The following is a 13,277-nucleotide window of genomic DNA, read 5'->3' as shown; positions in this document are numbered from 1 at the left end:
TATACGGCGGCGAACTAGGAATACCTGAATGAAGTTTTCTGTGTGGTCGCTGGGGCTGATGCTGCTTACGACGTCTGCGACGGCGCGTGATGACGGGCGCTACGCCAATTCGCCCCTGAAAGGATGGTTCGAGAGCCTACAAAGCGAATTCGGGCAATGTTGCTCGGACTCAGACGGATACTTCATTGCCGATGTCGACTGGGAGTCCGATCACGGGCATTATCGTGTGCGCATTGACGGTGAGTGGGTGCTGGTTCCTGACGGGGCCGTGGTCACGCAGCCGAACAAGACCGGCAGGACCATGGTGTGGAAGTACTATATCGATGGTCATCCGCGGGTCCGCTGTTTCATGCCCGGCACCATGATGTGACTTATGGTCCTGACGCGACGCGGAGCGGTCTGGCATTCGATCTGGGCTTGCTTGCGCAGTGCGATACGTACGACAGCAGAAGCGTTTCCTAAAGACGCTCCGACCACGAGTCAGTGACCCATTGCTCGAGCTGTTCGGGCCGCAAGTCAACGCCCGTGCCGGGACCTTCCGGTACCGCGAGCATGCCGCGCTGATCAACCGATGGTGTGCCGGCGAGGCGCAGGAGCGGGTTATCCATCATGTCGTACTCCATGAATGGATACGCTGCGCAGGCCCCTCCGCGACGTGGTTCAAGCACAGCCGACATTTGAAGCGAGGCGTGGAAATTTACGGCCGTGCCAAACACGTGGGGCATGATGGGTAGATCATAGGCTTGCGCGAGCGCCCAGATTTGCCGAAAGCCGCTGTAACCTCCACATATCGAAAGATCGGGTTGAAGAATATCGAAGGTACCTGCGGCCAGAAAATCGCGGAAGGCACGCAGGCTACCGAGTGCCTCTCCGCCAGCGGTGGCAACCTTGGCGGCGCGCGTAAAGGATTGATAGCCCGGGAGGTCCTCCGGCTGAACTGGTTCTTCAATCCAGAGCAGGTCGGCATCCTCCATGAACTTTGCGGCCCGGATGGCGGCTGCTGCGGTATAGCTCTGGTTGATATCAACCATGATACCGATATCAGGGCCCACCTGCTTGCGAAGCGCGTTTGCCATGGTGCCGTCGGCTCTCGGCTCAACGCCGCCTCGGGGCTTGATGGCTTTGAAGTTCAGCGAAAGATACTGATCGACCTCGCGCTGATACTCCCGGTAGGGATCGGGCTGCATTCGCACGAAGGGGCCGCTTGCGTAAGCGAACACCTCGTTGCGCACCGCTCCGCCCATTAGCGCTGCTACGCTGATTCCGTGCATTTGCGCAGCAAGATCGTGCAAGGCGATGTCGATGGCCGATATCGCCATCATTGCCGCCCCGCGCCGATCATACCCGAGACAACCGCACATCGATTGAAAGTGGCGGCCATTGTCGGCGGGCGACTTGCCCAGGATGAGTCCGGCGAGCCGGGCACGAATAAAGGCGCCGGCGGCGTGTGGGGAATTGCCCGCCTCTCCCCACCCGGAAAGGCCGCTATCTGTTCGTATCTGGATAAGCAACGCGTCCCGCTTCCGGAACACATTGAGAGCGTTTCCCATGGGCTCGGCCAGCGGGAAGCTAAGATGGAAACCATGAACTTCGGTTATTTTCATAGCAGCTCACTGAGTGCACGTAAGGCCGGGGGTCAGCCCGGCTGAATGTTTCCCTTCTCCACGATACGCGTCCATTTGGCGATCTCCTCATCGATACGTGTGGCAAATTCGGATGGCGAGCTGCCAACGGAAACAAAACCGAGTTCCGTTGTCCTCAATCGGAGTGTCTCATCTTTGAAGGTCCTTCCGGCAACCTCTGCGAGCTTGTCGATGATGCGAGGCGGCAGCGCAGCCGGTCCGACCATGCCGAAAATCGGCGTGGCGTCGGCGGCCGGCAAGCCGGCCTCGGCCATGGTGGGGACGTCGGGCAGCTGTGCGATACGGGCGCTTCCAGTAATGGCCAGGCCACGAACCAGACCCTGACGGACCTGCTGTCCGATAGCTGCGACGGTGGCAAACGTCATCTGGACCTGCCCGCCGATCAGATCGGTAATAGCCGGTCCTCCGCCTCGATAAGGCACATGAAAAATATCGATCTCGGCGGCTTGTCGCAGTTGCTCTCCCGCCAAATGAATGGCCGTTCCAAGCCCAGCCGATGCAAAGTTGATCTTGCCCGGCTGAGCTTTGGCAAGGGCAACGAACTCCCTCAGGCTATTGGCAGGCACTGAGGGATGCACGACCAGAACGAGAGGGGAAGTCGCCAAAAGCGAGATCGGCGCAAAGTCTTTTTTGGTATTGTAGGGAAGTTTCGTGCGAAACAGCCCGGGGTTAATGACAAACGCGCTATCGATAACTCCTATGGTATGGCCGTCGGGGGAGGCGGTCGCGACTGCCTGCGTGCCGACCATGCTCGCGCCGCCGCCGCGATTATCGACGATGACGGGCTGGCCCAGCGCACGCTCCATTTCCGGTGAAATCAGCCGCGCAATGATGTCGGAGGCACCTCCCGCGGCATACGGTACGATGATTTTCACGGGTCGTTGCGGGTAACTCTGCGCCTCGACTGTTCGCAGGAAAGGCGAAACATAAATCGCCGTTGCCAGCCCTGAGCCGACCATCGTTCTTCGTGTAAATGAGCGCATGGCTCTTCTCCATCACCCAAGGGCTCTGTCTCGGGCAGAGCGGCGGCTTTGAGCCGGAGCCGTGGCCGATGCGGCAAGACCGAACCAGCCTAAGGCATGGTTTCCCCGCGTCTCATCAATCGTTGAATTTGAAACCGGGTAAGGCCTCGCCCGGCGGTCCCGGATCGGCAATCGAAGCGCAATTGGACTGCATCGGAGTCCCGGCCAGCGCCGCCTGAACGAATGCAAGTTCGTCGGAATAGGCTGCGTGCACCGTTCCGTTATGGCTCACGCCAGCATAGGTCTTCCAAACCACATGGCTCCCTGCAGCGCAGAGTGCTGCAACCGCAGCATATTGGCGCTGCGGGTAGATCGACTTGTCGGCCAGGCCTGTGGCGAGAAAGACCGGTACCGGCATTCGAACCGGACTCATGTCTATAACGGTGCTTACGCGATCCGCGATTTCAGGGTCTTTCAGGCTGTTTGCCAGAGTGAGGCCGTTGCTGCGAACGACCTGTGCAAGCTCCGCGTTACATCCCTCTCGGGCGGCTTGCAGCAATGGCTTCGCTGCCTCAGTTACGAGGTCGTCCGGCTTTCTTGCGTCGTCCCCGAGAGCACCGCCGATCATCATCAGAATGGTGAGTTGCGGCGGAACTGAACGTGCAAAACTCTCATCGCTGGAAGGCTTCTTGTCTGCGGCGGGAAAGGCGGAAATGACGCCGGTGGCGATCGATGCTTTTATGTTGAGTTCGGGTGCGTAGGAAGGCGCGAGGCGCGTTGCCCCGAGGGAGGCGCCGGAGTCCTGCGACTGGCCCGTGATGATGATCGCGTTGGCGATCTCTCCGTTGGAATGGTCGAGCGCTGCTCTTGCGGCATCGAGCACCGAGCGCCCTTCTGCTTCCCAGTTCAGATAAGGATGCGGGCCGGGCCCGCCGAGACCCTGGTAGTCGGTCGCCACGACGGCGAACCCTTGTTCCAGCCAATTGTTGATGTACTCGCCGTCCCTGGGTCGATGCCTGCTCCACGACGGGGCACATCTGTCGGAGCCGCCGAGCGTGCCGTGCGCCCAGGCAACAAGCGGCCATCCGCCCTGTGGCGCGGCTCGCTTCGGAAGATAAAGCGTGCCGCTGACCGGAATGATGCCGGATCGCCACCTTACATCCACCGAAGTGTACAGGATTTTCTTCGCCGTTGCGGCCGCAACGATCTCAGGCTGCTCCGGTATGCCCTCCTCGCGTAGCATGAGACCTGGCTTCTCGGGCAAAGCGGCGGTCCAGCGATAGAACGGCGACAGATCCTGATCACCAACGGTCGGGCCCTGAGGTAGCGACTCCGCTGCGGCGTACAGCACGCCCGGAAGAGGCAAGGCGCAGAGAGCGAGTGCCGCGAGGCTCATTTTTGCAAGTGCTTTCATCGTTTCGTTCCTCCGCTTTTTGGTGCAGCTCAAGAGGCTGCGCTCCTTCGTGACTCGTCGCATGTTTGCTTCAGCACTAAGCGCACATGGCGAGCTGCGCATGCGCCCCCCCAGTCGAAAACTGCATTGGCAGTCGATCGAGAATCCTATTCCACCTGCAACCCGATCCGCCGGATGACACCTCCCCACTTGTCCGACTCCGTCTTGAGCAGCGCAGCGGCTTGAGCCGGGCTCGTAGCCCGCGGCTCGAGACCGACCTTGGCGAACTGAGCCACCGCGTCAGGCTCCTGCAGCACGGCATTCAGTGCGGTGTTGATCTTGCCGACGGTTTCGTCCGACATCGCTGCCGGACCGTAGAGCGCGAACCATGTTTCGACTTGGTAGTTGGGTAAGCCTGCCTCGGCCGAACTCGGCACGTCCGGCAGCAGCGGCGTACGCTGCTGCGATGGGACGACCAAGGGTCGCAATTTTCCATCGGCGATGTAGGGCGCCGAGTTACCGACGGCGTCGATCATCACCTGCAGTCTTCCGCCGAGCACATCGGTTAGCGCAGGTCCGTTGCCGCTATAGGGAACATGCAGCATTTCGAAGCCGGCCATGTTCTTCAGCAACTCGCCGGCGAGATGCAGGATGACGCCGGTCGCAGAACCGTAGGCGAGCTTGGTTGGGTTCGCTTTGCCGTAGGTGATCAGTTCCTGCAGGCTGTTACTGGGCAGGCCAGGATTGACCGAGACCACCAGAGGCCCGGTGCCGATCAGTCCCAGCGAAGTGAAGTCGTTGATCCCGTCATAGGGTGCGAGCTTGCGCAGATGCGGATTCACCGCGTGGGTGGATACGCCGCCGAGCAGCAGCGTGTAGCCGTCGGGCGCCGATCTTGCGACGAATTGCGATCCAATGATCGCGCCCGCGCCGGGCCGGTTCTCGATGACGATTGACTGTCCCAGCCGTTCGCGCATCCGCTCTGCGATGAAACGGGCGAGGACATCGCTGCTCCCGCCAGCCGCGTAGGGCACGATCAGCTTGATGATCCGGTTGGGATAGTCGCTCTGCGCGCGGGCAAGCCTGGGAGTTGCGAGCGCGCTGAGCAGGCCAAGGCTAGCCCGCCGCGTCAGCCCTCTGGGCATTGTCATCCTGACTCTCCCGGTCTTTCGCCGGGCGCAAGGCGCGCGGCGCTATTTTCCGGCTTTCGAGCATGCCCGCCGTTTCCGCCTTAAGCAGGCCGAAACCTCCTGCAATCGACCACCACATGTGATCGGCGCGATGGACGATCAGGCATTCGAGGCTGCGATGCATCAGGTCGCCCTGGTAGGAATGGCCGAGTGCGATGTGCACGATTTCCTCGGGTAGCCCGACTGCAATGCAAATGTGGGCGCCGTAGACCGGATGTCGAAGTGCGGGCGAACCCGCCTGCGACTTGTCTGCTTCCCACCGCCTGCGGTTGGCAGGATCGAACTCCCAGGCCTTGCCGACATCGTGCAGCAGTGCACCCGCGAGAACGATGTCGCGATCGACAATGGCTTCGGGAAATTCCTGCGCAAACTCGTCTGCGATCGCGATCGCTAGTCGGGCCACGCTGCGCAGGTGTACCGCCTGGCTGCCCCGCTTTAGCGCAAAGACGCCGGGCGTCGCCTCTCCGGGAATGGCGGTGAGCCGCGGAAAATCCGTTTCGGCTAATGCATAGGCCCAGGCCTCGATGGCCTTGCGGCGCAGTTCTTCATCACGGACGTGCGCAAGTTCCGGCAGATCCTCAAGCACCGTCGCGCGCAGCGCGTCTGTGAGGGGGCGGGGCTGGCGCCGATCAAGGAAATACATGGACAACCACTATTCGTCTCGATCCATGTTGCCGCCGCCCCTAACATAGTTTCAAATACCGATTTGATCATAATTCATGCTCTGGAGTTATATATGTCAATCAGCGTACGGGAGATGGACGTCTTCCGGTGCGTCATGCAATCAGGCTCGGTGACCAACGCCGCCACCGCCTTGAATATTTCGCAACCGGCGGTCAGCCGCATGCTGCAACAGGCGGAGGACCGCCTCGGCTTCAAGCTGTTCGTGCGCCAGAAGAAGCGGCTGAAGCCGACGACCGAGGCGCAGACGCTTTTCGCAGAAGTCGTGAACGTGTTCGCGGCGATCGAGCATACTCAAAGGTTGGCGCTCGAGCTTCGCGACGGCCGGGCTGGGCTCCTGACGGTTGCGACCGTGACCGGGTTCGGTCACACCATTGTGCCGCAAGCGGTCCGGCGCTTTCGCGCCGAACGGCCGGACGTCTCCGTTGTCATTCAAACCATGACAGGGCCGGAGGTCGTTACCCGCGTCGCCCAAGGGCGAGCTGATCTCGGCCTGACCGTCGGCCCGATCGGGGATACGTCCCTCGAGAGCACTATTCTCTGCACGACCAGGCTCGGCTGCGTGCTTCCGATCGGTCACCCGCTGGTAGCTAAGGATGCATTGAGCGCGCCCGATCTTGCCGACGAGCAGGTGATTTGTCCTGGTCCGCATTTGTCGATCGGAGCCGCAATCGTCGTCGCCTTTGCCGAGGCGAATTTGCACTTGCGCATCGCGGTGGAGGCATCGCAGTCGAATATCGCCTGCGAGCTGGTTCGTGCCGGTGCCGGCATCGCGATTCTGGACGGCCTTGGGCTGCTCAGTGCCCGAACCGATGATCTCGTCACGCGTCCGTTCGCGCCAAGCCTGCATAGTGTCGCGCGGCTACTGAAAGGAACAAAACGCCCGGTCTCTCGTCTGGTGGAAGAGTTTGCCGATGTGGTGCAGAGGGTTACGGCCGATAGCGGCTTGACTTAAGCGTTCGCATCCCCGGCTCTCGATCGAACCCGCGGCGCATTATTGCTGATGCTGTCAATCGCGCAAACGGAGCGCAGCGTTAGCCACGCCACCAGTTCCGGTTCATCGTGGGCCCTGAGGACAGCGCGGAGCTGCCGGACCTAAAGCCCTTCGTCCGCGACCTCATGCGGCAGACGGAGCAGGACCTCGGCACTAGGCTCGACTGGGTCGCTGCTGACCATTCAACACCGGCCATCCGCATACCCATATCGTCCTGCGCGGCAAGCATGACGAAGGAAACGACCTCGTCATCGCGCGCGACTACAGTTGCCACCCGACCAGTCGATCGTGCTGGTCTCGGACCTGCGCCAGTCCGAGCGATCAAGCTGCGGCACTATGAGGACGCAAACTTCGTCAGCCGTCTGCGCAAGCGCCCGTCCTTGGTGGGCGACCAGTATGCCGAGCGGCCGGCGGCCCGACGATCTTCTTCCCTCGTTCTGAAGAGCATCCCTGATCAAACCAAAACTGTCGGCTTACGTCCCTGAAAGTGTGGCGCAGCGGCTCGCACTAGCAGCCAAGCGTCCCGGGCAAGAACGAGGCGATGAGCGAGGCCAACCGCATCCTCGACCTCCCAGTCGAAGTGGCGGTTGCGAGCGTCATCGCCGCTCCGTTACCACCCGTTCCATGAAAGGGGTGACGTCGCGTCAACCGATTCTTCGCGTCGTGGAGAGCGCCACCACGTCGCGAGCGCTGCCGGGGCTTCCGCTTTGGCGGTAAGCCCGGCGGCGGGCACGCGTTCTTTGCGCTATTGCGCGCGGCGCACCCGTGAGCTTCGCGGGCTTCGTTCGGACGGGTGTCAGGCTCCTCAACGGCGATGGGAGCGTCTCCCAACCTTGTCCCCAAAGATGGTGCTTGCAGAAAAAAGAGATCGTGTTATAAGTTAAACGGTCGTTCGGATTATTATTGGCCGAAGCCGACGGCAGAGTGGCGGGACGACGGACGAGCCGTGGGAGGTCCTGGAAATGAACGTCATGCCGCGCGTGTGGCATTGGAGCGAACTTATTCGGCCGGACCGGGTGCACGGCTCGCTGTACACTGATCCTGCGATATTCGAGGCCGAGCTGCAGAACATTTGGTATCGGACCTGGATCTATGTCGGGCACGAGAGCGAGGTGCCCAACGCCAACGACTATGTCGTCAAGTCGATCGGCCCCCAGTCCGTGATCATGACGCGCGACGAGCAAGGCAAGGTAAACCTCCTGCTCAATCGTTGCTCGCATCGCGGCAATCAAGTCTGCTCCTTCGAGCGCGGCAATGCGCGCTCCTTTACGTGTCCGTTTCACTCCTGGACTTTCGCCAATGACGGTCGTCTGGTCGGCTATGCCTTTCCGGACGGCTATGAGGGGCAGGACCGGTCTCATCTCGCGCTCGGGCGCGTGACGCGCGTCGAATCCTATCGCGGCTTCGTGTTCGGCTCGTTCGCAGCCGAAGGGCCGACGCTGAAGGAGCATCTCGGAGGAGCGGCCGAAACCATCGACCGCCTGGTGCGCACCTCGCCCGAAGGCGAGGTCGAGATCACCGCGGGATTCCTCAAGCATCGCGTGAAGGCGAACTGGAAGTTCATTCTCGAAAACGAGTGCGATGGGTATCACCCGGCTTTTGTTCACACTTCGATTTTCGGCGTCGCCGATAGCATGATCGGCAAGCTCTATGGCGGCGCCTCGACCGCGCTGACCCGCGATTACGGCAACGGTCATACCGAGATCGACCTGCGGCCAGAATTCCGCAAGCGCGACCTGCCGATGAGCTGGTTCGGCACCAGCGAGGAGCGGCTGCCGGACTACACGGCGCGGATGAAGGCAACCTATGGCGATACCTCTGCTCGCCAAATCATGATCGACGGCACGCCGCATGTGATGATCTTCCCGAACCTGTTCATCGCCGAGATCCAGGTGTTCGTGATCCAGCCGCTCGGTGTCGATGATAGCGTGCAGCACGTCACGGCACTCCAGTTCAAAGGCGCGCCCGATCTCAACCGCCGCCTGCGGCAGCAGACCATGGGGTCGGTCGGTCCGGCCGGCTTCCTCCTCGCCGACGATTCCGAGATGTACGAGCGCTGCCACCGGGGCGTGCAGGCGCGCAATCCCGAATGGGTTTTCCTCGGACGCGGCGAGAAACGCGAGCGTCGGGACGAGCTCGGCTTCAAGGTCGGCCACGTCACCGACGAGGTGCCGTCGCGCGGCATCTGGGCGCATTATCGCAAGCTGATGGAGGCAACCTGATGCTGTCGCGCGAGAGCAGCGCCACGCTGATGAGCGCCGTTACCGCCTTCCTCTATCGCGAGGCGCGGCTGCAGGACGAGCATCAATACGAGGCCTGGGAAAAACTTTGGACCGATGATGGCGTCTATTGGGTCCCGGCCAACGGAGCGAATATCGATCCGGAGCGGGAGATGTCCATCATCTACGACAATCGCTCGCGGATCGCGCTACGCGTGCGCCAGCTCATGACCGGCAAGCATTTCACCCAGACACCGCAATCGAATCTGCGCCGGCTCGTCTCCAACATTGAGCTAATGGACGAACAGCCGGGTGGTGATATCGCTGTCGCCAGCAACAGCCTGATCTTCGAATCGAGCCTGCGCGACGATACGCTGTGGGCCGCCCGCAACGAATATCGGCTGCGTCATGTCGAAGGCGAATTGCGCATCGCCTACAAGAAGGTGGTGCTCGTCAACAATGCCAAGGCGATCTACACGCTGTCGTTCCTTGTCTAGGAGAGGTCTTGCGCCATGATCGACAAGGGACCCGTTCTGCTCGACATCGACGGTGGCATCGCCCGCCTGCGTCTCAACCGGCCCGAGGCCGCAAACGGCATGAGCGTCGAGATGCTCAGCGCGCTCTGCGATGCCATCATGGCCTGTCACGGCCATCCCGGGCTGCGCGTAGTGCTGCTGAGCGGCGAGGGGACAAACTTCTGCGGCGGCGGCGACGTGCGCGCCTTTGCATCAAAGGGCGAGAAGCTTCCGGACTATATACGCCAGGCCACGGCCTACCTTCAGAACGCGGTCACTGGTCTATTGCGGCTCGAAGCCCCCGTCATCGCCTCGGTGCAAGGTTTTGCGGCCGGCGGTGGCGGCTTCGGTCTCGTCTGCGCATCCGATATCGTCATCGCGGGGGAATCAGCGAAGTTCCTGGCGGGAGCCACGCGCGTGGCGATGGCGCCGGATGCCGGTGTGTCAGTCACGTTGTCGCGCCTCGTCGGCCTGCGCCGCGCGATGTCGATTCTGCTGACCAATCCGGTGATCCCGGCGGCCGAAGCACTGCAGATGGGGATCGTCACCAAGGTCGTTCCCGATGGTGAGCTCGCTGATGCCTCGATGCTCCTGGCCCGCGAGCTCGCGGCCGGCGCGCCCAAGGCGCTTGCCGCGACCAAGCGCCTGGTCTGGGCGGGCACCGGGACGAGCATCGAGCAGTGTCTGTCGGAAGAGGCGCGCACCGTCTCCGAACTGTCAGGCATGTCCGACGCGCGCGAGGGTCTTGCGGCCGTGATCGAGCGGCGCAAGCCCGTCTTCACCGGACGCTGAGGCGTGACGGGGCCCCTGCCATTCGGACGCCTCGACAGCCGTCGCGCCTTCGTGTCAGGCGGCGCGCGGGGTATTGGAGCCGCGATCGCGCGGAGCTTTGCCGGTGCGGGAGCCCACGTAATGATTGCCGATCTCGATCTTGCTCTGGCCTCCGAACTGTCGCGACAGCTGGGCGCGGTGGCGGCAAAGGTCGACGTCGCCGATGCAGGTGCTGTGCAGGCGGTCGTGGCGCAGCACGGGCCGTTCGACATCCTCGTCAACAACGCTGGGATCGATCAGCACGCTTTCTTCACCGACACCTCGCCGCAGGACTGGGCCAAACTCATCGCGGTGAATCTCACCTCCGTGCTGGCCTGCACCCACGCCGTGCTGCCGGCGATGCACGCTGCAAGGTTCGGTCGCATCATCAACATCACGTCGGAAGCGGCTCGACTCGGCTCCAGGGGAGGGTCGATCTATTCCGCGGCCAAGGGGGGCGTGATCGCCTTCACCAAGAGCATGGCGCGCGAGAACGCACGCTATGGCATTACCGCGAATGCGATCGCGCCGGGGCCGATCCGTACACCGATGCTGGAGCAGGCGGTCGCTGGGGGCGGTGAGAAGATTTTGCGCGCGATGACGGATGCGACCCTGCTCGGCCGCCTCGGCGAGCCGGAGGAGGTCGCGGCTGCTGCGCTGTTCCTGGCATCCGACCAGGCCGCCTATATCACGGGAGAGACGCTGGGCGTATCCGGCGGCATGGGGATCGGCGGCTGAGATGAACGAAGCGGCCAGCGATATTGGGGCCACCCCGGTCGATCGTGCCATTGAGCGCCTCCGGTCGATCTATCGCAACTGGACGCGTGATACCTCTGTCGAGCAGATGCGCTGCGATTGGGATGAAGCGTTCGCCGGCTGCTCAGTACCGGTGACGTGTCGCCAGGTGTCTGCCGGCGGTGTGGATGGCGAGTGGACCGCGTCGGCCGCTGCGCGGCCGGACAAGGCGATCCTCTATCTCCACGGCGGCGGCTTCCGCATCGGCTCAATTGCCTCGCATCGCGACCTGATCGCACGGATTGCGCAAACCAGTAGCTGCCGCGTCCTGGCGATCAACTACCGTCTGGCGCCCGAGCACCGCTTTCCGGCGGCGCTGGACGATACGCTGACCGCCTATCGATACCTGCTGGATCAGGGCTTGCGACCGGCCGACATCGCGCTCGCGGGAGATTCGGCCGGAGGCAAGCTTGCGCTCGCCGCCATGCTGGCCTTGCGCGATCGCGGCGAGACGCTCCCGGCAGCCGCTGCACTGATGTCACCGTGGACCGACCTCGCTGCGACGGGGGCCAGCTATGAAAGTCGGGCCGAGGTCGACCCGATCCATCAGCGTGCGATGATCCTGGCGCTGGCGAAGAACTATCTCGGCGCGGATGGCGATCCGCGCCACCCGCTGGCCTCGCCGCTCTATGCCCGTCTGTCCGGGTTGCCGCCGTTGTTGATCCAGGTCGGCGACCGCGAGACCGTGCAGGACGATTCGACCGCGTTCGCCGCCAAGGCCAAGGCTGTGGGCGTGAACATCGATCTTCAGGTCTGGAGCGGCATGATCCACGTGTTTCAGATGTTCCCGGAAATCCCGCAGGCGCGCGAAGCCCTGGCGGAGCTTGCAGCATTCTTACGCAGACGTCTTCACATCGACGACGGGAGAGCGGCACAATGAACGTCATGACCTCTGGCCCCCGCCAGTCGACCGAAGGTGAGTTTCATTTCTCGGAGCAGCCCAATCTGCCCGAGGAGCTCCGCATGCTGCGCGAGCAGGTGCGTCGTTTCGTCGAGAAGGAAGTATTGCCTCATGGCGAGGCGTGGGAGCGCGACGGCAAGATCCCGCGCGAGATATTTCGCCGCATGGGCGCGCTGGGCTTCCTCGGTATGCGCCACGCCGTCGAATATGGCGGCACGGAGATGGGGCCGCTGGCGTCGATGGTGTTTGCCGAGGAGCTCGGGCGGTCCAGCTTCGGGGGCTTCACCTCGTCGACGCTCGTGCACACCGACATGTCAGCGGTCCACATCTCGCTGCGGGGCACGCCCGAGCAGAAGCAGAAATATCTGCCTGCCATCATCCGCGGTGAGACCATCTGCTCGATCGCGGTGACCGAGCCGGATGCGGGCTCTGATGTCGCGGGCCTGAAGACACGCGCGATCCGCGACGGCGAGGGATGGGTGATCAACGGTGCTAAGATGTTCATCACCAACGCCGTTTATGGCGACATCCTGATCGTCGCCGCCCGCACCGATCCGCATGCCAAGGGCAGCCGGGGAATTTCGCTCTTCATCGTCGAACGCAACATGCCGGGCATTGCGGTGACGAAGCTCGACAAACACGGCTGGCTCTGTTCCGACACCGCCGAAATCGCGTTCGCGGACGTTCGTATACCGGCCAGCGCCCTGCTCGGAGAGGAAGGCAAGGGCTTCTACGGCATCATGGAGACCTTCCAAAACGAGCGCATCTGTATCGGCGGCATCTGCGCCGGCGAATCCGCCAAGGCGATCGAGCTGACGACAAACTATGTCAAGACGCGGGAAGCCTTTGGCGGGCCGCTTTGGAACCAGCAGGCCGTGCGGCTCAAGCTCGCCCAGCTCGCAGCCAAGGCAGCGGCCGCGCGCCAGCTCGCCTATCACGCGGCCGAGCTTGCCGCAGCGGGACAGCCCTGCCTGCGCGAAGTGTCCATGGTCAAGGCCCTGTCGCCCGAGGTGCTACACGAAGTCGTGCATGGCTGTCTGCAGCTGCACGGCGGCAGCGGCTTCATGCGGGGTACGCCGATCGAGCGCATGGTCCGTGATGCGCGCGTGCTGACGATCGGCGGCGGCGCCACCGAACTCATGCTGGAAGAAGTCGCGAAGCGGATGTAACCGGG

At 62.6% G+C, this 13,277-nt stretch carries 13 protein-coding genes and 1 pseudogene; 9 read left to right on the top strand and 5 right to left on the bottom strand.

All coding sequences use genetic code 11. The features are described 5' to 3' along the window. Positions 1–28: 28 nt before the first annotated feature. Positions 29–370: a hypothetical protein gene (locus tag IVA98_RS14250; RefSeq protein WP_247305892.1), complete on the top strand. Its 342-nt coding sequence runs from the start codon at positions 29–31 to the stop codon at positions 368–370. Positions 371–458: 88 nt separating this feature from the next. Here IVA98_RS14250 and IVA98_RS14245 read toward each other — a convergent pair whose 3' ends face one another. The 5 genes from IVA98_RS14245 to IVA98_RS14225 form a co-directional block, all read right to left on the bottom strand. Further along, the gene (locus IVA98_RS14245) at positions 459–1,604 is read right to left on the bottom strand and encodes a mandelate racemase/muconate lactonizing enzyme family protein (protein ID WP_247332952.1); all 1,146 of its coding nucleotides are present in this window, start codon (positions 1,602–1,604) and stop codon (positions 459–461) included. A gap of 32 nt (positions 1,605–1,636) precedes the next feature. Beyond that, positions 1,637–2,626, bottom strand: coding sequence for a Bug family tripartite tricarboxylate transporter substrate binding protein (locus IVA98_RS14240; protein WP_247305886.1), 990 nt, complete (start codon positions 2,624–2,626; stop codon positions 1,637–1,639). A 115-nt stretch (positions 2,627–2,741) separates the two neighbouring features. Further along, positions 2,742–4,019, bottom strand: a complete 1,278-nt coding sequence (locus tag IVA98_RS14235) for a lipase family protein (RefSeq protein WP_247355135.1) — start codon at positions 4,017–4,019, stop codon at positions 2,742–2,744. Positions 4,020–4,165: 146 nt separating this feature from the next. Then, a complete protein-coding gene (locus IVA98_RS14230; RefSeq protein ID WP_247355134.1) occupies positions 4,166–5,149 on the bottom strand; it encodes a Bug family tripartite tricarboxylate transporter substrate binding protein in 984 nt (327 codons plus the stop codon). After that, positions 5,115–5,774 (bottom strand): HD domain-containing protein, encoded by a 660-nt coding sequence (locus IVA98_RS14225; RefSeq protein WP_247355133.1) that lies wholly within the window; start codon positions 5,772–5,774, stop codon positions 5,115–5,117. The genes IVA98_RS14230 and IVA98_RS14225 overlap by 35 nt, the downstream gene beginning before the upstream one ends. Between IVA98_RS14225 and IVA98_RS14220 the strand changes: the two genes are divergently transcribed. The 8 genes and pseudogenes from IVA98_RS14220 to IVA98_RS14185 all read left to right on the top strand — a co-directional run bounded on the left by IVA98_RS14220 (position 5,745) and on the right by IVA98_RS14185 (position 13,272). Further along, positions 5,745–6,824, top strand: coding sequence for a LysR substrate-binding domain-containing protein (locus IVA98_RS14220; RefSeq protein ID WP_247355132.1), 1,080 nt, complete (start codon positions 5,745–5,747; stop codon positions 6,822–6,824). The two genes, IVA98_RS14225 and IVA98_RS14220, sit on opposite strands and share 30 nt — an antisense overlap. Positions 6,825–6,910: 86 nt before the next feature. After that, a pseudogene (locus tag IVA98_RS14215) lies at positions 6,911–7,128 on the top strand (relaxase/mobilization nuclease RlxS); the annotation flags it as partial. Positions 7,129–7,825: 697 nt separating this feature from the next. Beyond that, positions 7,826–9,085: an SRPBCC family protein gene (locus tag IVA98_RS14210; protein ID WP_247355131.1), complete on the top strand. Its 1,260-nt coding sequence runs from the start codon at positions 7,826–7,828 to the stop codon at positions 9,083–9,085. Then, positions 9,085–9,579: an aromatic-ring-hydroxylating dioxygenase subunit beta gene (locus IVA98_RS14205; RefSeq protein ID WP_247332946.1), complete on the top strand. Its 495-nt coding sequence runs from the start codon at positions 9,085–9,087 to the stop codon at positions 9,577–9,579. The genes IVA98_RS14210 and IVA98_RS14205 overlap by 1 nt, the downstream gene beginning before the upstream one ends. Positions 9,580–9,594: 15 nt before the next feature. Continuing rightward, complete coding sequence (locus tag IVA98_RS14200; RefSeq protein WP_247332945.1) at positions 9,595–10,389, top strand: enoyl-CoA hydratase/isomerase family protein; 795 nt, start codon at positions 9,595–9,597, stop codon at positions 10,387–10,389. Between the two features lie 3 nt (positions 10,390–10,392). Next, entirely contained in the window at positions 10,393–11,145 is a 753-nt protein-coding gene (locus IVA98_RS14195) for an SDR family NAD(P)-dependent oxidoreductase (protein WP_247355130.1), read from the top strand. A gap of 1 nt (position 11,146) precedes the next feature. Further along, a complete protein-coding gene (locus tag IVA98_RS14190) occupies positions 11,147–12,082 on the top strand; it encodes an alpha/beta hydrolase (protein WP_247355129.1) in 936 nt (311 codons plus the stop codon). Further along, a complete protein-coding gene (locus IVA98_RS14185) occupies positions 12,079–13,272 on the top strand; it encodes an acyl-CoA dehydrogenase family protein (protein WP_247332940.1) in 1,194 nt (397 codons plus the stop codon). Before IVA98_RS14190 ends, IVA98_RS14185 begins: the two co-directional genes overlap by 4 nt. Positions 13,273–13,277 lie beyond the last annotated feature (5 nt).

Origin of the sequence: Bradyrhizobium sp. 160 (assembly GCF_023073735.1) — a bacterium.
In the GTDB taxonomy this organism is placed as follows: Bacteria; Pseudomonadota; Alphaproteobacteria; order Rhizobiales; family Xanthobacteraceae; genus Bradyrhizobium.
This window is presented reverse-complemented; position numbering and strand designations above follow the sequence as displayed.

Coding starts and splice junctions, on each gene's coding strand:
- IVA98_RS14250 (WP_247305892.1), top strand. CDS start 29: ATGAAGTTTTCTGTGTGGTCGCTGGGGCTGATGCTGCTTACGACGTCT.
- IVA98_RS14245 (WP_247332952.1), bottom strand. CDS start 1,604: ATGAAAATAACCGAAGTTCATGGTTTCCATCTTAGCTTCCCGCTGGCC.
- IVA98_RS14240 (WP_247305886.1), bottom strand. CDS start 2,626: ATGCGCTCATTTACACGAAGAACGATGGTCGGCTCAGGGCTGGCAACG.
- IVA98_RS14235 (WP_247355135.1), bottom strand. CDS start 4,019: ATGAAAGCACTTGCAAAAATGAGCCTCGCGGCACTCGCTCTCTGCGCC.
- IVA98_RS14230 (WP_247355134.1), bottom strand. CDS start 5,149: ATGACAATGCCCAGAGGGCTGACGCGGCGGGCTAGCCTTGGCCTGCTC.
- IVA98_RS14210 (WP_247355131.1), top strand. CDS start 7,826: ATGAACGTCATGCCGCGCGTGTGGCATTGGAGCGAACTTATTCGGCCG.
- IVA98_RS14205 (WP_247332946.1), top strand. CDS start 9,085: ATGCTGTCGCGCGAGAGCAGCGCCACGCTGATGAGCGCCGTTACCGCC.
- IVA98_RS14200 (WP_247332945.1), top strand. CDS start 9,595: ATGATCGACAAGGGACCCGTTCTGCTCGACATCGACGGTGGCATCGCC.
- IVA98_RS14190 (WP_247355129.1), top strand. CDS start 11,147: ATGAACGAAGCGGCCAGCGATATTGGGGCCACCCCGGTCGATCGTGCC.
- IVA98_RS14185 (WP_247332940.1), top strand. CDS start 12,079: ATGAACGTCATGACCTCTGGCCCCCGCCAGTCGACCGAAGGTGAGTTT.